Genomic DNA, 20490 nt, shown 5'->3' on the forward strand with positions numbered 1-20490 from the left:
GATAATGATACGTAAATTAAAATACTTTATACCCGCGGTGATTTTGTTAGCGACCTCTTGCAAAAAATCACTGGATATTAATACAGACCCTTATAGTCCTACTTCTGTAAGTGTAAATAAATTACTGCCTGCAGCTCAATTAAACCTAGGTGTAAATTTGGCTACTTCAAGTGGGATCTCCCAAGTGCTGGAAGTGTATATGCACCGTCTGGTAGTTAGAGAAGATCCGAATCAGTACAATGCTACAGGAGCGAATTTCAATATTGTGAATAGTTGGACGGGCATGTACACTGCTGTTTTTACCAATTTGGATTTCATCATTTCGGAAGGTACTGCAAAAGGTAACTTGAAGTATGTTGGGATTGCAGAGATATTGAAGGCCTATGGTTACAGCCAAATGGTTGATATTTATGGAGATGTTCCATTTAGTGATGTGAACAAGTTAGTCTCTGAAAATAAATTTGGTGCAAAATTCGACAAAGGGTCTGAGATCTATCCTCAATTAATTGCTTTATTAGATAAAGGTATTGCTGATCTGAATGCGACAGCATCAAATCTTATTGTGCCCGGTAATGATGATGTAATCTATAAAGGCAACATCTCTAGATGGATTAAGGCTGCAAATACCATTAAATTGAAGCTATTGCTGCAACAGCGTTTAACCAAAAATGTGACGGCTGATGTAAATGCATTAATTGCAGCTAACAATTTAATTAGTACAACGGCTGAGAGTTTCTTATTGCCATTTGGCCCTAACGGTGCAACGGATGATCGAAATCCAGGTTTTGGTGATTATTTTGCCGCGCAAAGATCACAATATCAAAGTCCTTGGTTTTATGAAATTTTAAAAGGATATAATCCCAACATTTATACAGGAATTAAAGACCCACGTCTTCCTTATTATTTTTACAATCAGATAAAAGCAACAGCTTCAGCAACAAATCCAACGGAATATAGAGATGGTGGTTTTCTATCTATCTATTTTGGTTCAACAGGACCAAACGCTGCACAGTCGCAACAAAACTTTATGACACTGTTTGGTATATATCCAGTTGGTGGTCGTTATGATGATGGTGCAGGTGGTACAGCGAGTGCGGCAAGTGGTACTGGAGCAGCTCCTTACCGTTTTATTACTTATGCTGATGTATTGTTTATGAAAGCAGAGCTAATGAAAGCAGGTGTGATTGCCGGTGATGCAAAGGCAACTTTACAGGCCGCCATTACCGAGGCATTCGCCCAAGTTGATTATGTGGTCACCACCTATGTAAAACCTGCTCAAACAGTTCCTGCTGTTGCAGGTACGCCAGCGGCAACGGCTTACATTGCAGCAGTTATGGCTCAGTATGATGCAAAGCCTGCGCAACAATTAGAATCTATTATGACACAAAAATGGATCTCAAGTTATGGTAGTGCAGTAGATGCATATACAGATTATAGAAGAACTAAATTCCCTGTGCTGTTTGATCCTTCTAACCCTGCCCAAGCGCCAGGAGGAAAAGTTCAACCGCCAATAAATGGAGATCCATCTCAGGCCATTCAACCAGCAGTAGATGTTCAGGTATCTAAAAAGTACCCATTAACTTTACCTTGGTCTAATACAGAATTATCTGCAAATGGTAGTGCTCCTGCACAGAAATCAGATCCATCTACTTTTAAGCCATTCTGGTTACCATAAAACATTATTAAATTAACTTAATATGAAAAAATTAGTCATATATCTATTAATGTCATCGTTCTTTATCGCGGCATGCCGTAAAGAAGATAACCCTAAATTGCCGGCACTTGAAAGGGTACCTCTTCCACAGTTAACGGTTGATAAAACGGGTGATGCTACAATTTCTGCATTAGCTCCAGATGCTTTTGTTGGAAAATTTTCGGTTTCATTGTTTTATCCAGAAGATGTAAAGCCTTCTAAATTGGATATTGTTGTAATTAAAAATGGTAATGCTGCAGTTGTTAAAACTATACAGGCTGGTGTTACCTCTTATCCGACAAACATTACACTTACTGGTGCCCAGATTAAATCGCTCTTTGGCGTATCTTCAGTTCTTGGTGATTCTTATACCATTGGTGCTAATATCACGACAGAAAGTGGGAAATTTTATCCTGCCTTCTCAACTTTAGGAGAGACCAATAATGGTGGCTTATCTTCAGTTGCAGGCTCTACACCTCAAATTACCTTTGCTGCAGTTTGTCAGTTTAAAATGAGCGATTATGGTGCTGTTGGTACAATTGTGCCTTATACAGTGGTAACCGATGAATGGGCTGATTATTCAGCTGGACAAACGGTTCCTGTAACCATTATTGATGCTACACACCTATCTTTCTTTTATGGAACTGATGTGAGTGTTAAGCCTATTGTAATTACGATAAATCCTACAGATAATACTACATCAGCAGCAAGTGTAGCGTATGGTGGCTATGGTGGCCCGCCAATATTCACTGCTGTTAGTGTGGCTGGTAGTGCAGCAAATGCTGTAGCGCCGTGTGATTTAACAGTTGGTGTAAGATTATCACATACCTCTCCTTTGGGAAGTTATGGTGATTTTACAATAAAACTTAAAAAGAAATAATAACAATAAGTAGCTAATCCTTTAGCAGCTTACATAAGCTTACCTTTGCGCCGCTCTAAAATGATTCCTTTCAAAGGCTAATCATTTTAGAGCGGCGCTTTTTTATATTGATCTTTTATAAATTGTATAGAAAATTGCTATAAATTTTCATAAACGAATTTGATAATTGTTTCTATCTGTTTACCAATCTGAGCTAACCTCACTAAGCATTTAGAACTACAACAAATAGGATTTTCTTAAGATGAAAATCCTATTTGTGTTTAAAGCCTAATTTAGCGTGTAAAGTGCGTGCACATAAAATTTGATTTTTTGGCACAGTTTTTTTGGATTATTATTATATAATATATGGACATAAATGGGCAGTTTTCGCCTATTTGGGGATAAAATACGATTATAATCGCCCATAATATTCTACGTTTTGCGGAAAAACTCCCCAAAAACGCCTTTTTAATCAGACAGGATCATTGTCAAAATAGCGTCATTATGAGGGTTAATTTTGTTAAATTTTGTTAAACTCTTACCAAACTATTTTATATTTAGCGCTTCAAATAACTATATCATTATCTAACTTAAATTTCATGAAAAAACTTCTACAAAGTTTGTTCATGTTCTTGTTTGTCGCGGTTAGCGCAATGGCACAGAACAGAACAATTTCAGGAACAGTTACATCGTCTGAAGATCGCCAACCTCTTCCCGGTGTAAGTGTTAAAATCAAGGGCTCCAATGCTGGTGTTTCAACAGATAGCAAAGGAACCTTTAAAATCACAGTCCCATCAGGACAAAACGTATTGGTATTTACTTTTATCGGTTATAATACCGCAACCAGACAGATTACAGGCTCAAATGATATTAATGTATCGATGAGTCCAGATGCAACCCTGCTTAATGAGGTCGTAATCAGTAATAACTATATCACTAAAAGGAAAGGTGCTGAAACTGGTTCTGTATCTTTAGTTGATGGAGATAAAGTAGCATCAAGGCCTTCAGGAAATATGCTCCACAACTTACAAGGTCAGGTTCCGGGTGTTGTAGTAGCAGCAGGAAGCGGTAGACCAGGTGCGGCTCCTCAAATTTTTATCCGTGGTCAGGGATCGATCAACTCTTCATTGGCTCCGCTTTATGTTGTTGATGGACAGCCTGTTGATGCCAGCGATTTTGCACAGCTTAATCCTGAGGATATGGACTCTTTCAATGTATTGAAGGATGCATCTGCAACAGCAATTTATGGTTCGCGTGGTGCAAACGGTGTAATTTTGGTAACAACCAAAAGAGGTATAAAGTCTGGTACTGATATCAATTATCAAGCTTATTATGGTTATGAACAAATTAATAACCAAAAATTTAAGATGATGAACACGCAGCAAAGATTGGATTATGAAGTTGCGATTGGTCGTCGTGCAGCCAACGATCCTGCTATTCCTGAACTGTTAAAGTCGGATTTTAACCAGGTCGATGAAGTTTTCCAAAAACCTCAAACACAATCACATTCTTTAAGTATCAGAACAGGTAACGAAAAAACACAGGCGTTTTTCTCTGGAGAGTATGCGCAACAGAATGGTATCTATTTCGATTCTAAATGGGAAAGGTACGGTGCCCGTGTGACTGTTGACCACAAAGCAAAAAGCTGGTTGAAGATGGGTATCTCATTATATGCTGGTAATACCAACGAGCGTCAGCCAAATGAGACCAGGAATAGTACTGCGAACACTGGTATGATGGCTTATCTGTTACTGCCTTATGAAAATATCCGTGATGCTGAAGGTAACTTTAAACAAAGGCTACAGTATGGTGGATATGCGGGTGCTTATAATAATCTTTGGGTTCGCGCGAATGATTATCAGCATACTGATTATCAAAACTTAAAATTGCTTGGAAATACTTACCTAGAAGCTGATGTAACAAAGGATATCAAATTGAGGTCTAGTTATGGGGCAAACTACACCAGTTATTATGGTGGTGGATATAATGCACCTCTAATTGCTGCAGCTGATAATGGTAATGCCAACAGGTATTATTCATCATGGATGGATGGTATTCAAAGGAATACCTTAAACTATAACCATACTTTTGGAGATCATTCAATCGCAGCCGTAATTGGGTCCGAGTACAATTTCCATAACGATATTGTGTTTAGTGCAACTGCAAAGAACACCTCGTCACCACTATTGTTGGAATTCGGTTCTTTTCAAACCCCGTCAGCAACGAGCGGTTCTTTAAATAAATACAGAATGTTCTCTGCATTGGCAAACGTAAACTATGGCTATAAAGATAAGTATTATGTAGATTTGAGTATCAGACGGGATGGTTCATCTAAATTCGGAAGAAATAACCGCTGGGGTACTTTTTGGTCAACAGGTTTAGGGTGGAACATCAAAAAAGAGGCATTCTTGGAAGATGTTAGCTGGTTATCGCTTGCAAAAATCCGTGGATCGATCGGAACAACTGGTAATGATGGTATCGGTTATTATCCTTCCTACGATCTTTTCGGCTCAACAACTTATAACGGCGCTGCGGGTTTAACTCCAACCCAAGCAGGAAACCCAGATCTATCATGGGAAATCAAACGTAAATTTAACGTTGGTTTCGATGCGGCATTCTTTAAAAACAGATTAACATTCACTGCTGATTTTTATAATGACGTAACATATAATATGGTACTTAATGTGCCGGTTTCGTACCTTACAGGTTATTCTTCAATCTATCAAAATATGGGAAGAATGTATAACAGGGGTATTGAATTGGGCTTAGGTGCACAGATCGTTAAATCTAAAGACTTTACTTTAAACTTTAATACAAACTTTACGTATAATAAGAACCGGGTTACTGAACTTTATGGTTTCAGGGATGAGCTGTTAGGAACTGGTACAGGTGTTTATACTGCTGTAGGCTACATGTATGGTCAGTTAAAATATAACAGATTCTCACATATCGATGGACAAACAGGTAATGAGGTCTATTTGGATAAAAACGGTAATCAAACAACAAATTTCGACGGTGGCGACGCTGTAGTATTGGACGGAAAAGGTTTCTATGCACCATATAATGGCGCAGCTTCTGTAGATTTTTCTTATAAAGGCTTTGGTCTATTTATGCAATGGAACTACGTAGTAGGTAAATATACGATCAACAATACCAGGGCATGGATGGAGTGGAACAACGCTTCTTGGAGTAACTACAACAGGGTTGCAGATCTTTATGAAAGAATGTGGAAAAAACCTGGTGATAACGATGCCAAATACGGTAAGTATGGTACAGGTACAAACTTCGACGATCGCTATATTGAAAATGCTTCTTATTTAAGGCTGCGCGATCTTACTGTTTACTACAACTTTAATAAATCTTTGTTGAGCAAAACCAAGTTCTTAAATAAAGCAAGAGTTTATGCTAGAGCCAATAACTTAGTAACCATCACAAAATATAGCGGTTACGATCCAGAGTATTTCAACAACCTTGAGCTGGGTATTTATCCTGTTTCTCAAAAATTCACTTTTGGTGTTGATGTAACATTTTAAGAAAGGAGAAAATTCAAATGAAATTAAATAAGACAATTATATGTACGCTAGCAGTTGCATTAACTTTATCTAGCTGCAAGAAACAACTGAACCAGTTGCCCCCTCAGGCACTAACATCAGATTTGGTGTTTACTAACATTACGGCTGCTGAATCCGTATTAAATGGCACTTATGCGCCTTTAAGATCAGGTAATTACTATGGACGTAACTTTGTTGTGATGAACGATATTACTACTGATAACCTTATCGCAACATCTTGGTTTAGCAATAACTATTCAGATTGGCAAAGAAACACTTACAATTCATCGACATACGAAACAAGGGATTTCTGGTCAACTTTATATAATGCTATCCATAGGGTTAACACATTTTTGAAAAATGTCGATAATGTAAGTCCGATTGCTGGCGAAAATGCAACTACAGTTGCGGCATCAAAGCAGTCATTCAAAGCGCAGGCTTACGCTTTGAGGGCACTTTATCTTTTCGACTTGTTGCGTACTTACTCTAAAATTGATCTGAATGACCGACTTGGTGTACCTATGGTATTAGAGCCAACAACGGAAATCCAGATCCCTCGTCAAACGGTTAAGCAAAATTACGATCAGATCATCAGCGACCTTAATCAGGCGGAAAGTTTAATCGGAGAAACAAATGTAACTTCACAGATTAAGGTAAATAAATACTTTATTGCAGCACTTCAGTCAAGGGTTTATCTATACTATAAAGATTACCAAAAGGCTTCTGACGCAGCAGATAAAGTAATGGCTGGCAGCTTTGGCTATGAAACCACAGCCGCTGGATTAACAAGCCTTTGGACAAATGACGTGAGTACCAAAGAGATTATCTTCAAAATTGGTATCGAAGCGGTTCAGGAATCTGGTGCAGTTAATTATGGAGTGTTCTTTATCAATGATAACGGAGGCTCTTTGTTACCAAATCCTGATTTTATTCCATCTAAATCTGTTATTGATCTATTTTCTGCTACGGATCTGAGAACAGCTCAATATTTGAAGAGCTATACGGTAAGGCAATTTGCTACCCCTCTTACATTGGTGCAGAAATACCCAGGTAACCCTAGCTATAAGTCTTATTCCGATAAAGCTAATGCCCCTAAGTTATTAAGGTATGCAGAAGTTGCTCTTAATAAAATGGAAGCGCAATACTATTTGAGTAAAACAACTGCGAAAACGCTTCTAAAAGCACTAAGATCGGCGCGTATAACCGGATATAATACCGCTTTGGTAGATGCCTATGATGATGCAACCTTACTAAATGAAATTAGGATCGAAAGAAGAAGGGAGCTAGCATTTGAAGGACACGAGTTTTTCGACCTTAAGAGATGGGGATTAGGCTTTTCACGTCCTAAGGATGGCACTTATATGGCAACCGAAAATGCTATCGGTGATGTTCCTGCAACGAATTATCGTTTCCAATGGCCTATTCCTCAGGCTGAGAGAGAATCGAATAAAGCAGCAGAGCAAAATCCTGGATATGCAAACTAATTAATTGAATTTTTCTCTATGAAAAGCCTGAATGTATTCATACATTCAGGCTTTTTTTATTATTAAGCAATTAGATTCTAAAGTTTCGTGGCTATTCTAATGCCTTTTTAATCTACATGTATCATGTTTGATAAATAAAAAATTAATTTAGGAATCAAATAACTATTTCCTGGATAAAAAAGTTCGTTTTTTTTTGATATGGCAACTTTTTTTAAATAAAAATCAATAGGAAATCTATTAGTTTGATCTCATAGTATTTGCATTATAGAATGAATACCTGTATATTGTGATATTAACCGAAACTAGACAAACTTGTATGAAAAAACTCGTGTAGAGATTGTTCTTCTTTGCTGTTTATTGCAACCGGAGCAGTAATCAACATCGAATAATCATGGGCTCTAAATGCTCATAACCAGTTCCAGATAAATACCAATCTAAAAATGTAGCTTTCGAAAACTACATTAGTTGCATATTGAGGTATATTATGGGGGGGTACTCATTGTTCCTAATATCAGTTGTTTAGCTCGATTTAATCAGGATACAATAAAAAGTATTATTTTTTATTGTAAAATTTGCATTACAAACCACTTAGTCCTATATTGGATTATTATTAACTAAACTAAATTATTTTTTATGAAAAAACTTCTACAAAGTTTGTTCATATTGCTATTTATTGCAACTTCGGCAATAGCGCAAGAAAGAACAATCACTGGAACAGTTACGGGTAAGGAAGATGGGATGCCACTTCCAGGCGTAAGTGTTAAAATTAAAGGTACAACAGGCGGAACCACAACTGGCGCCGATGGTAAATACACGGTTCGTGTAACTTCAAAAGCAACAGCTTTAGAATTTTCTTACATTGGTTATATTACTCATTCAAGATCAATTGGAGGAGGATCAACAATTAATGTTGCTTTAGAGAGCGACTCTAAAACATTAACAGATGTTGTGGTAACTGGTTATGGTATTGTAAAGAAGAAAGACTTCACAGGTTCTGTTTCGACAGTTAAAGGTGACGATCTGAAAAACAAACCAGTACAAAGCTTTACGCAAGGACTAACTGGCCAGGCGGCTGGTGTTAGTATTGTGCAACCAAATGGTTTATTGAATAATCCTCCTGTTATTCGTGTGAGGGGTGTGAGTTCAATCTCCTTAAGTTCATTCCCATTGGTTATTGTTGACGGAATTCCTTTCCCGACAGGCGATGTTTCTGCCAACTCTTCAGCAAATAACCCGTTGGGCGACATCAATCCTGCTGATATTGAGACTATCGACATCCTTAAAGATGCAGCTTCAACCGCATTATATGGATCAAGAGCTGCTGCCGGTGTATTGGTGATTACCACTAAGAAAGGTAAATCAGGATCAGCAAAAGTAAGTTATGATGGATGGGTAGGTGTTAACAATGCTGTTAGATTACCTGAGTTATTAAATGCAGAGCAATATATCCAGTCGAAAAATACAGCGATGAAAAATGCTTTGGCTTTGAACCCAAATACAGTTCCTGCGTCTCAGAGAAATGCAAACGGCGAGAGTTTCTTTCCAACATTAAATGCTGATGGATCGATTGTTGATACAAAGTGGTATGATGTAATTTATCGTACCGCCTATTCTCAGAACCATGCTGTAACCGTTTCTGGAGGAACAGATAAAACAACTTATTATCTCTCAGGAGGTCTTTCTGATCAAGACGGTTTCTTAAAGGCAAACTCATTTAAAAGATATTCAGCCCGGGCAAATCTTACCCACCAGGCAACAAGTTGGTTAAAATTAAACGCAAACATCAACTATAACAATAGTTTAAATAGTTCGCCCAATAGCGGTTCTATACCGGGAGCTGCCTTTAACTCATCTGGCTTAGGTCGGATCGCAGTTGTAATGGCTCCGAACATTAAGCCGTTTAACAACGATGGTAGTTATAGCGTGTCTGGTAATAATATTGGTAGCGGCGCCAACTTAGTGCCTATTACCTATGTTAACCCTCAGGTTATTATTGATAAAGATCTTAATACATCAGAATCAAACAGGTTTCTTACTAATCTAGGTGCAGAAATTAAGATTGCAGAAGGATTAACGGCAAAAAGTACTTATTCTTGGGATAGAAGTAACACCGAAAATATTCAGTTTTGGAATCCTATTAATGGTGACGGTTTTTCTTATCCAGGTTATGCATACAACAATTCGGCAAGAAGAAACAACTGGAACTGGATTAGTACTTTATCATATAACAAAACTTTTGGCGAAGGCCACAACTTAAGTTTGAACGTAAGTTCCGATATCCAAAACACAAGAACGGTAAACTGGGGTTCTGTTAGACAAGGGTTGGCAGATCCTTCATTCTTTACCCAATACCAAGGTACTTTCACTACAAACGTAGCTGGTGGTAACGGAATTAATGAGCAATCGTGGCAAGCATATATTGGAAGTGCTAACTACAACTATAAAGGACGATATTTCTTAAGTGGTAACATCAGAAGAGATGGTAACTCGGCATTCTATATCGATAACCAATGGGGAACCTTCGGAGGTGGATCTATTGGATGGGAAATAGGGCAAGAAGACTTTTTCAAAAACTCATCACTAGGGTCAACCATTAATTCTTTACGTTTACGTGCAAGTTACGGTAAAGTTGGTAATGCTAATGTTGCTGCTTACCAAGGCTACACCACTTATGGATCTAGTATCTACGGCGCTGGAGTATTGGCGTGGTCATTTACTGGTGCGGCAAACAAAGAACTTAAATGGGAAACCAGTAAACAAACAGATATAGGTTTAAATGTTGGCTTATTAAATAGCCGCATTACCTTTGAGATGGATTATTTCTACAAAGATATCGATAACCTGATTTTAGGTGTTACTCAAGCACCATCGAAAGGTATTCCGGGAGGTGTAATCAATACCAACGTAGGTTCAATGTACAACCGTGGATTTGAGTTTGCTTTGAGTGGTTCGCCAATTAAAGACAGCAATTTTACATGGACTTCGAGCCTTAACTTTACAACAATCAAAAATAAGGTTACGGCACTTGATCCATCACTTCCTAAGTTAACTGAATCTACAGGAGGACTTGAAACAGCAAGTATAACCGTAGAAGGCAAGTCGATCGGAGGAATCTATGCCGTTGAGACTAGAGGTGTGAATCCAGCAAATGGAAGAAGAATCTTTGTTAATAAAGATGGCAGAGAAGTTCAATACTTACATCAAGGTGGTGTAAATGCCTGGACTTACCTAGATGGTACTGCTGCTAATCCAGTTAATGCAAATGATCAAAAATACATTGGCAACACACTTCCAACCTGGTATGGGGGCTTTAACAATACATTTACCTACAAAAACTTTGACTTTAATTTCATGTTCACTTACTCTGGCGGAAATTATATCTACAATGGTTCTAAGGCGGGTTTACGTGATCAGCGTTTTTGGAATAACTCGACAGATGTGTTAAATGCCTGGACAACAGCCGGCCAACAAACCAATATTCCAAGAGTGGTTTACGGAGATAACATTTCGAACGGATCGTCATTCCCGATTTCTGAAAATGTTGAAAAGGGAGATTTCTTACGCTTACAGGCTGCTACTTTAGGTTATAAAGTCCCTACCAGTGTTTTTGGAAAAACAGGAATCACAAGCTTAAGAGTATATGCATCTGTAAATAATGCTTTCATTATTACAGGATACTCTGGTGTTGACCCTGAAATCTCGACGAATGGTAACTCAAACTTAGCTGCAGGTGTTGAGCGTAACAGTATTCCACAGGGTAGACAGTTCACTTTTGGTCTTAGCTTAGGTTTGTAACAATTAAATATTAACTACATGAAAAAATACTTAAAATCATATAGGTTACAATTGGTCAAAGCGGCTATTGTAGCTATTCCTCTAATTACAGGCATCACATCTTGTAAAAAAGAAACATTGCAAATTGCACCAGAGTTATCATTATCTGATGTAAATGCTTACGAAACCCCAGCACGTATAGAAGCTTTGGTGACGGGATTATATTCAACCGCAAAAAGCGGATCTTTATTTGGCGGACGTTATCAGATTTATAATGACATTAGAGCTGAAGAATTTATAAATCGTACTTCTAATGGTGTAACCGGCTCAACTGTTTATAATTCGACCAACAACAACGGCGATACTTATGTTGCTAACTTTTGGAACCAGGGATATTTACTAATTAACAGGGTAAATGTTTTCCTTGATGGACTTGAGGCTAATAAAAGTAAAGTAACGCAGGCGCAATACGATCAATTTGCATCTGAGGCCAAGTTTTTGCGTGGTTTGACCTACTTCAGCTTAGTTCAAATCTTTGCCAAGCCTTATATTTCAAACGCTGGTGCTTCAAGAGGGTTGCCACTACGCTTGCTTCCTGAAATTGGTACAGCGAATAACATATTAAAAAGCAGTAGTGTTGCTGAAATCTATACTCAGATTCTTAAAGATCTCGATGCTGCAGAAACCGGTCTTCCGAATACGTATTCAACAGCTTTGCTTCGCACAACAAGAGCGCATAAAAACACAGCTATTGCATTAAAAACCAGAGTATATTTAACGATGGGCAACTATGCTAAAGTTGTTGAAGAGGGCGATAAAATTGTTCCCGCAGCGGCCCCTTTCTCTACCTCTGCCCGTGCGCCACATGCTTTAGCAGCTTCAGTTAGAGCGGTGTTTACTGCACCATATACAACATCAGAATCTATCTTCTCTTTTCCTTTTGCTGATACAAATGCCCCAGGCACTCAAAATCAGATTGGCTACTACTTCAGCTGGGACGGTGGAGGTAACTTAGATTATGCCCTAAACACCACTACAGGTACTTATTCTGGTATATATACTGATCCAATTTGGCCTGCTACTGATGCAAGAAAAACATCAGCTTTAATCTCTACAGCTACTATTAGTGGTACGTTATATACTTACCCAACAAAACATAGTGCTGTAAGTCCTTTTGTAGATTATGTAACCATGATCAGATACGCAGAAGTGTTGTTGAATGTTGCTGAAGCAGAAGCTTTACGCGCAGGAGGTAACCTGGTTCGTTCAAGAGCTTTGCTTGATGCTGTTCGTAAGCGTTCGGATGCCACTTATGACTTTGGTGTTTTGGCAACTGGTGCCCAACTTGCTGATGTGATCCTTAAGGAAAGAAGAATTGAGTTGTTAATGGAAGGATTCAGATACAATGATATCGCCAGAAAGAACTTACCACTGAAATCATATGGAGCCAACGCTACTATTCCTGTAGCAGATGTTAGATATTCATTACCTATTCCTGCCCAGGAGATTATTAGTAACCCTGCAGCTGAATGGTAAGGTAACACAGTATAAAGTATTTTAAACGAAAAACAGCCTTTCAAATTAAATTTGAAAGGCTGTTTTTATTATAGGGACTCCTTGAAATGATTAAGTAGCAGAGAGAGAATTGTAATACTCAAGCAACATTTGAATATCCTCATCCGATTTGAAACTTAACTTTTTGTCGACGATAAATTTAGTCAATGGCTCCTTTTTATCATTCAACGCATTCAGCAAACTTTTCTTGTCTTTTTTCACCTTAAGCAGCTGTCCGTTGTTGTAAATGAAATATAACTCACTGTTAACAACCGTTTTTTGACTTCTTGCAGATCCATAGGGTGTAACTTCAACAATAGCTTTTACAGGTTTTTTTAAAGCAATAGCCTTTCCTGAATTTAAAACCATGTAATAGCTTTTCTCTGTATAAGTGCCATAGGGTGGAAACCCATTTCTAAAAACTTCGAGATATATAGGTGATGTTTTAGGCTTAATAAGCTGGAATTCTTTAACTGGGTTTTTAAAGGCCATCTCTTGCCCCCCGCTTAAAAAAACTAATCTATCAGACATTACGTCATAATTGAGATCCATGTTGTTAAAGTATTTTTCATCGGCCTGAAGAACATGACCTTTAATAAAGCTGTCGTAAAGGTATTCGGTACCAACAAACGTCCTTTCTTGCTTGGTACCGATAGGAGTTCCTACAATATCTTGCGAGATTTTAAATTGTGCCTGTGCAGTATAAACAGAAATGCTAAGCAATGAAGCTAAAAAAAATCCTTTGTTCATTTTAAGTACGGGTTATATGTGTATAATTTAAGAATATCTTTCTGATTATCAAAGTAGATATGTTTATTTCTTAGCTCCACTATATTTCGCTAGCTGGATAAAGAACAATCCGGAAAATACAATGCCTAATTCATTTCCAGGTTATCATCTTTTTATATACATCCAAATAGCAGCAATCATTTTCTTTAAAACCAAGGGGGGGCTTCTAAAAGCGAACTTGCTTGCTATAAGCGCTTTAATAATATATAAATGGTTGCAAATTTAGGAGTGTAAAATTTGCATTACAGAATACTAAACCATATCTTGGATTATTATTAACTAAACTAAATTATTTTTATGAAAAAACTTCTACAAAGTTTGTTCATATTGCTATTTATTGCCACTTCAGCAATAGCGCAAGATCGAACAATCACTGGAACAGTTACGGCCCAGGAAGATGGATTACCCCTCCCTGGTGTAAGTGTAAGAATTAAAGACGCATCAAACTCTGGCGTCTCTACAAATGCCGCAGGTAAATTTTCCATCAAGGTAAGTGCAGAAGCCAAGGTGCTAATTTTTTCTTCGGTTGGCTATTCCACACAAGAAATTGCCATTAGAGGTAGTGTCGTAAATGCATCTTTAGAAACAGATTCAAAGTCTCTGTCAGAAGTTGTGGTAACGGCATTGGGCCAAAAAAGAGAAGCCAAATCGTTAGGTTATGCTGCTACAACAGTTAAGAATAGCGATTTAACGGCTGGCCGTTCAACCAATGTGGTTAATGCATTGGCAGGTAAAGTAGCAGGTGTAAAAATTCTATCAACAGGCGGTGCAACAGGAGCATCATCAAACATTAATATCAGGCAAGCCACAACTTTTACCGGATCGAACCAACCGCTATGGGTATTAGATGGTATTCCGATTGATAATGGTGGGGGTGCACAAGGTGTTAATACTGGTAGTACAAATTCAAACAGAGGTATTGATCTAAACCAGGATGACATTGAATCTGTAACCATTTTAAAAGGACCTGCTGCTGCGGTGCTGTATGGTTCAAGAGCCGTTGCTGGTGCGGTAATTGTAACCACTAAAAAGGGAAGCAAAGGCCAGGCAGGAAGAGTAGAATTAAGCAGTAACTACAATTACATAGAGGTTAACCGTTTACCAGATTATCAGAACGGATACTCACAAGGAACCAATGGGTTATACGATCCTTTCTCTCAAATGTCGTGGGGAACAAAGGTAACCGGGCAAACAGTTACCAATTACCTTGGTAATGCTGAAACCCTTACCGCATATCCAGATAATGTTAAGGATATATTTAAAGGAGGTTATAATTTACAGAACAATGTTACTTTTTCTGGTGGTACCGAAAAAACAGCCTACTACTTTAATTATGGAAATTTTAAAGAAAGTGGATATATGGATAATAACACTTTGGCTAAAAATAACTTTACTGTTAATGCAAGTACACAATTGAGTAAAAATTTAACCATTAGTTCTTCAATTCAGTACATCCACAATAATTCTGTGGGTACTCCTACGGGTAATGCAAGGTCTAATCCTTTATTTGATGGTATGACTTTGCCCAGAACATACAACCTCGCAAATTATCCATTTGAAACAGCAGCAGGTTTAAATAATATACCAACAAGTCGTGTTCCCAATGCAGGCTATACTTATTACAATATTTTAGGATCAGATAATCCATTATGGTCTATCAAATATGTTCTTTTTAAACAAAAAATAGACCGTGCCATTGGTAATGTTGGTTTAGATTATAAAATAGCAGACTGGTTAAGTGCTAATTATAAAATTGGTATAGATCAATATACAAATGTATCGAAAACAATTAATGAGAAATCATCTAACAATAACCAATCGGCAAGCAGGGCTGGTTCTATTATTGATAATACCACCAATAGACGTGAGGTAAGCTCGTATTTCAATTTAGTGGCCAACAAAAGGTTTTTAAAAGATTTTGGTGCCAGATTTTTATTGGGTAACGAGATTAACTATAGAAGAACAGATCAATTACAGGTCACTGGTAACGGTATACAGGCTGCCCATAACTACAATATTTCTAATACCTTAACGTATGTTCCGTTTCAAGCCATAACAGAACAAAGCCTGGTTGGGGTATATGCCGATATTAGTTTAGATTATAAATCTTTTGCATACCTGTCTTTTACAGGCCGTAGAGATGTTTCTTCAACTTTTGCTCCTGATAAAAGAAGTTATTTTTATCCTAAGGTTGATGCCAGTTTCATTGCTACAGAGGCTTTCCCTGAATTAAAGAAAAATGACATTTTAACCTATTTAAAAATCAGGGCCAACTATGCGAAAGTTGGTAGAGAGGCACCAGTTTATAGTACCGGCACCTATTTTGGTACTGCAGGCCCATCTGATGGCTTTGGTCCAAATTTAATTTTCCCGTTTAATGGTGTAAATGGGCAAACGTATTCGGATGCTGCTGGTAACATTAATATCAAGCCCGAATTTACGGCTTCAAGAGAAGTTGGTTTAGAGGCCAAGTTTTTAAAAGACAGGTTGAGCATCGATGTTGCCTACTATAGTACAAAAAGTACCGACATTATATTTTCTGTTCCCAGTGCGCCTTCTTCTGGTTTTAGCAGTACTTTACTTAATGCCGGAACCTTAAAAGCCCATGGTATTGAGTTGTTGATCAGTGGAACACCGGTAAAATCTACTGACTTTATCTGGGATTTATCTGTAAACTTTACTAAAGGAAGAAACGAAGTAGTAGAATTAGCGCCGGGTGTACCTTTTATCGGTAACGGTGGTTTTACCAATCCCCAGGGCCGTATTGTTACTGGTTATCAATATGGAACGTTATTCGGACAGGTATTTAAGAAACTTAATGGGATGGATGTTGTGGATGCGAACGGTAGGTTGAGTTCTGGCCAGATCAATACCACAGAATTGCAGCCAATTGGGGATCCAAATCCAAAATGGACAGGTGGTGTAAATACTACATTCTCTTATAAAGGTTTATCATTAAGTTTATTTGCAGATATCCGCTATGGTGGTGATATTTATTCGAGAACAATTACCGACTTAAGAAGATATGGTGTTGCTGAAGAAACAGGAAATAGAGATCGTTTATATACGCACAATGCAGTATATGCTGATGGTACGCCAAATAATACATTAATTACAGCCGAACAATATTATAGTGATTTATACTCTTCGGCAGCGCAACAGTATGCGGTTTTTGATGGTTCCTGGATCAGGTTACGTGAAGCTACATTATCTTATCGTATCCCAAGCAAATTATTAAACAAACTGAGCTTTATAAAAGGAATTAATGTTGGGTTAACGGGAAGAAATCTTTTGATGTATGCACCTAATTTCCCTCACTTAGATCCAGAGAATAACCTTTTAGGTGTTGGTAATGGGCAAGGTATAGAGTATAATGGCCAGCCTCAAACTAGAACCTATGGTGGATTTTTAAAATTATCATTTTAGTATTAGGAGAGTTTAAATATGAAAATTAATATAAAGAAAATAGTTTTTGGACTGGCATTAGCCATGACAGGACTGAGCTCGTGCAAGAAATTTGTAGACATTAATGATGATCCTACACGATTAAAAGATCCTGATGCCAGTTTGGTTTTACCTGCAGCACAGGGCAGAGTGGGCTTTACAATGGGCTCTGATATTCATCGGTTTACATCCTTATGGGTACAACAGTTTGCGGCACAAGGTGGTGGCGCGGCTCAACCTACTCAATATGATAAATATGCAGTAGGTGAAAGCGACGTCAATAATACATGGGCAGCTACTTTTTCGGGAACATTGGCAGATTTGCAGAAAGTGATCGAAAAAACCAAAGCAACAAGCCCAAAATATGCGGGTGTTGCAGAGTTGGTAAAGGCTTATGTTTATCAAACCCATGTTGATGCATTTGGAGATCTTCCCTATTCAGAAGCCATTGGTTATGAAGCGAATTTAAAACCCAAGTTTGATGGATCTTCAGCTATATATGATAATCTGTTTGGTTTAATTGATGAGGGAATTGCAGATATCAAAAAGGCATCTTTACTGGCACCTACAACCGATGACCTATTTTATGGTGGTGACATGGATAAATGGGAACGTTTTGGAAATGCTTTAAAACTAAGAATGTTTATCCACTACTTTTCTACCAATGGAACAGCTGCAGATGCAACAAGAGCTAAAACAGGCATAACTGCTATATTGGCTGCGAATAAACTGTTAAGAGCAAATACCGACAATTTTCAGATGCGCTTTTTAACTTCTGCCAATCAAACCAACCCAATTCACCAATTTGAAGGATCAAGACCAAACCAGTTTTTCCCGAGTAAAACATTGGTTGATATCATGAATGCCAAGAGCGATAGTAGAAGAAATTCATTTTTCACCTTACAGGGAACTGCATATGTTGGCGCAACGAATGGCAATGGTGATGTAGTGGTAAGTACTGCTTTTTCGCGCATGAGCACTTATCTCAGAGGGAAACTTTCAGCAGGCGCATATTCTGGTGAGGCACCGATAAGAATGTTAACTTTTGCTGAGCAAAATCAGATTTTAGCTGAATATTTTGCCAGAACAAACGGAGGTAATGATTTAACCACAGCAGATACCTATTATAAAGCAGGTATAACCGCTTCATTTGCAAGTGCAGTTGAATTTTCAGATGGGACGGAAGCTGCGGCCGTAACCGCCGGTTTAGCTACTTATCTGGCTTCAACTAATGGAACATTGGCAACAGGCAATGCCCTGCAAAAAATTATCGAAGAAAAGTTTGTATCCAACTTTGGGGTTGCTATAGAGCCCTGGACGGACTGGAGAAGAACAGGCTTTCCTGTACTATCACCAGTGTCTCCTGCAACAGCCATTCCGCGTATATTACCATACTCATTCAACGAAAGAAGCTACAATCCTAACACACCAGCCCGACCTTCAGTATTTGTAAAATCTGTATTTTGGGATAAATAATTATAACTATGAAAAGAATTTTAATCATACTATTTGCATCAATTTTAGGCTTGGCCTCATGCAAAAAAGACCCAAAGCAACCTGAAACGCTTGATACACCCGCTACAATTACATTTGATGGCAACTTAAATACGGTATCCGGTACATATTCAAGCTATGCTAGTGCTACTCCTTCCACAAAAGGAACAGGAACAGTAAGTATTGTAATTACCTATAGTGGAGATGTAAAAACACTTTCGTTTACTACACCAACAGGCACAGTTATTAACAACCTGGGTACAGCTACAGTAAGTGGCGGTTCTTACACTTTTACCAAACTCGTAAAAGATTTACGTGGTGCGGCTGATGCCCCACTCCCAACCTCTGGCACAAGTGGAGCAGTTGTTTTAACGGTTACCGCTACCCTCGGGAATGGACAAACGGTAAAACGCTTTTTTACCATTAACATTACCGGATAATTTGTTCGAAAGAAAGGCTTGGAAATTTTCCAGGCCTTTCTTTTTTAAATTGAAAAGAATTTAAGCTTATTTCTTATCCACACTATACTTGCCCGGACCAATAAAAATCAGTCCGAAAAATACAATGCCTAACTCTATTGCATGACTGGCACCGCCTAATCCATCTCCTTTACCAAAATGAACCAGTGCTGCTATAATCATCGTAAAGATTAATAAAATTAGCGCCGGACGGAAAAACAATCCTACAATTAGCAAGAAACCACCAAAGGTTTCGGTAGCGGCGGCCATAAAGCCCCAAAATATAGGTAAAAAGTCTATGCCGATTACTTTCATACTTCCTCCCAGTCCAGTCCAGCCATTTGGGCCCCCTGCAAGTTTCGGGAAACCATGAATAATAAACATGGTGCCTAAACCAATGCGTAGCAGCAACAAGCCCGTATTGCGGTATTTTCCTAAATTATCTAAAATTGCCATCTATAAATATTTAAATTGAACGTTATTTGTTTCTATTTTTAAGTTCACCTCAGCACCTAAAACCATACTGAGGTTGTTATCGATATGTCCCGTTGGGAAATTAAAGCAGACTGGAAAATCATAGTCCTTAACAATATCCCAAATTACCTCATCGGCCGTTTGCCCGAAAGAAATCTTTTCTTCTTCTATTTCATTAAAGGTACCAATAATCAAACCCTTTAAGACTTTTAGTTTACCCGCCCTTTTCAGCATCCGCAACATGCGGTCTATACTGTATTCTTGCTCGCCAACATCTTCCAAAAAGAGAATTTTATCTGTAAAATCCATTTCCGAAACCGAGCCCTGTAACATGGTAAGCAAAGTTAAATTGCCTCCAATCAAAACCCCGGTTGCCTCTCCTGCCCGATTTTCAAAGGCACTTTGGTAAGAATAGGTCGGTTTCTCACCAAATAAAGTCTGCTGTAAAGAAATTAAAGCTTCTGTGGTAGATTCGTCAAAAGTATAGGGCATTTGCGCGTGCATGCACTGGGTATTACATTGCGCAATAAGGTGCGACAATAGTATGGTAATATCGCTGAAACCCACAAACCATTTAGGGTTCTTGTTAAATTCAGTAAAGTCAAGGTCATCAATAATCCTGATGGTACCATAACCGCCACGGCCCGAAATAATCGCTTTTATAGATGGATCGTCTAAAAAACGCTGAATATCTTTAGTTCTTAACGCATCAGTTCCTGCAAACTGGTGATGACTGGCGTATACACTTTCGCCAACAATAACCTCCAAGCCCCAGCTTTCTAATCGTGCTATGGCATGGTCTATAGGTTTAGGTAATTTCTTTGCCGGACATACCAGGGCAATCTTATCTCCTTTTTTTAAATACGGGGGCTGCTTAATCATCTTCAAAACACTTATCTTTGCCAAATTAATAAAA

Annotated in this window: 12 protein-coding genes; 9 read left to right on the forward strand and 3 right to left on the reverse strand. The window is 38.2% G+C overall.

Features of this window, described 5'->3' with window-relative positions; genetic code table 11:
• The first annotated feature begins 4 nt into the window (after positions 1-4).
• The 6 genes from LQ201_RS13635 to LQ201_RS13660 all read left to right on the forward strand — a co-directional run bounded on the left by LQ201_RS13635 (position 5) and on the right by LQ201_RS13660 (position 12897).
• Positions 5-1675: a SusD/RagB family nutrient-binding outer membrane lipoprotein gene (locus tag LQ201_RS13635; RefSeq protein ID WP_230143109.1), complete on the forward strand. Its 1671-nt coding sequence runs from the start codon at positions 5-7 to the stop codon at positions 1673-1675.
• A gap of 22 nt (positions 1676-1697) precedes the next feature.
• Positions 1698-2573: a hypothetical protein gene (locus LQ201_RS13640; protein WP_230143111.1), complete on the forward strand. Its 876-nt coding sequence runs from the start codon at positions 1698-1700 to the stop codon at positions 2571-2573.
• A 578-nt stretch (positions 2574-3151) separates the two neighbouring features.
• Complete coding sequence (locus LQ201_RS13645; RefSeq protein ID WP_230143113.1) at positions 3152-6085, forward strand: TonB-dependent receptor; 2934 nt, start codon at positions 3152-3154, stop codon at positions 6083-6085.
• A 17-nt stretch (positions 6086-6102) separates the two neighbouring features.
• Entirely contained in the window at positions 6103-7587 is a 1485-nt protein-coding gene (locus LQ201_RS13650) for a RagB/SusD family nutrient uptake outer membrane protein (protein WP_230143115.1), read from the forward strand.
• Positions 7588-8220: 633 nt separating this feature from the next.
• Positions 8221-11382: a TonB-dependent receptor gene (locus LQ201_RS13655; RefSeq protein ID WP_230143116.1), complete on the forward strand. Its 3162-nt coding sequence runs from the start codon at positions 8221-8223 to the stop codon at positions 11380-11382.
• Positions 11383-11400: 18 nt separating this feature from the next.
• Positions 11401-12897, forward strand: coding sequence for a RagB/SusD family nutrient uptake outer membrane protein (locus tag LQ201_RS13660; protein WP_230143118.1), 1497 nt, complete (start codon positions 11401-11403; stop codon positions 12895-12897).
• Between the two features lie 90 nt (positions 12898-12987).
• Here LQ201_RS13660 and LQ201_RS13665 read toward each other — a convergent pair whose 3' ends face one another.
• Entirely contained in the window at positions 12988-13665 is a 678-nt protein-coding gene (locus LQ201_RS13665; RefSeq protein ID WP_230143119.1) for a hypothetical protein, read from the reverse strand.
• A 336-nt stretch (positions 13666-14001) separates the two neighbouring features.
• Here LQ201_RS13665 and LQ201_RS13670 point away from each other — a divergent pair, with 336 nt between their 5' ends.
• The 3 genes from LQ201_RS13670 to LQ201_RS13680 are packed head-to-tail and all read left to right on the forward strand — an operon-like array spanning position 14002 to position 19082.
• Positions 14002-17130 (forward strand): SusC/RagA family TonB-linked outer membrane protein, encoded by a 3129-nt coding sequence (locus LQ201_RS13670; RefSeq protein WP_230143121.1) that lies wholly within the window; start codon positions 14002-14004, stop codon positions 17128-17130.
• Between the two features lie 18 nt (positions 17131-17148).
• Complete coding sequence (locus tag LQ201_RS13675; RefSeq protein WP_230143123.1) at positions 17149-18624, forward strand: SusD/RagB family nutrient-binding outer membrane lipoprotein; 1476 nt, start codon at positions 17149-17151, stop codon at positions 18622-18624.
• An 8-nt stretch (positions 18625-18632) separates the two neighbouring features.
• Positions 18633-19082 (forward strand): hypothetical protein, encoded by a 450-nt coding sequence (locus LQ201_RS13680; RefSeq protein ID WP_230143125.1) that lies wholly within the window; start codon positions 18633-18635, stop codon positions 19080-19082.
• Positions 19083-19148: 66 nt separating this feature from the next.
• Here the strand turns inward: LQ201_RS13680 and LQ201_RS13685 are convergent, their stop codons facing one another.
• Positions 19149-19556, reverse strand: a complete 408-nt coding sequence (locus tag LQ201_RS13685) for a DoxX family protein (RefSeq protein WP_029274842.1) — start codon at positions 19554-19556, stop codon at positions 19149-19151.
• The gene (locus LQ201_RS13690; RefSeq protein ID WP_230143127.1) at positions 19557-20456 is read right to left on the reverse strand and encodes an LD-carboxypeptidase; all 900 of its coding nucleotides are present in this window, start codon (positions 20454-20456) and stop codon (positions 19557-19559) included.
• Positions 20457-20490: the final 34 nt, after the last annotated feature.

The sequence above is a fragment of the Pedobacter sp. Bi126 genome (assembly GCF_918698245.1).
GTDB lineage: Bacteria > Bacteroidota > Bacteroidia > Sphingobacteriales > Sphingobacteriaceae > Pedobacter.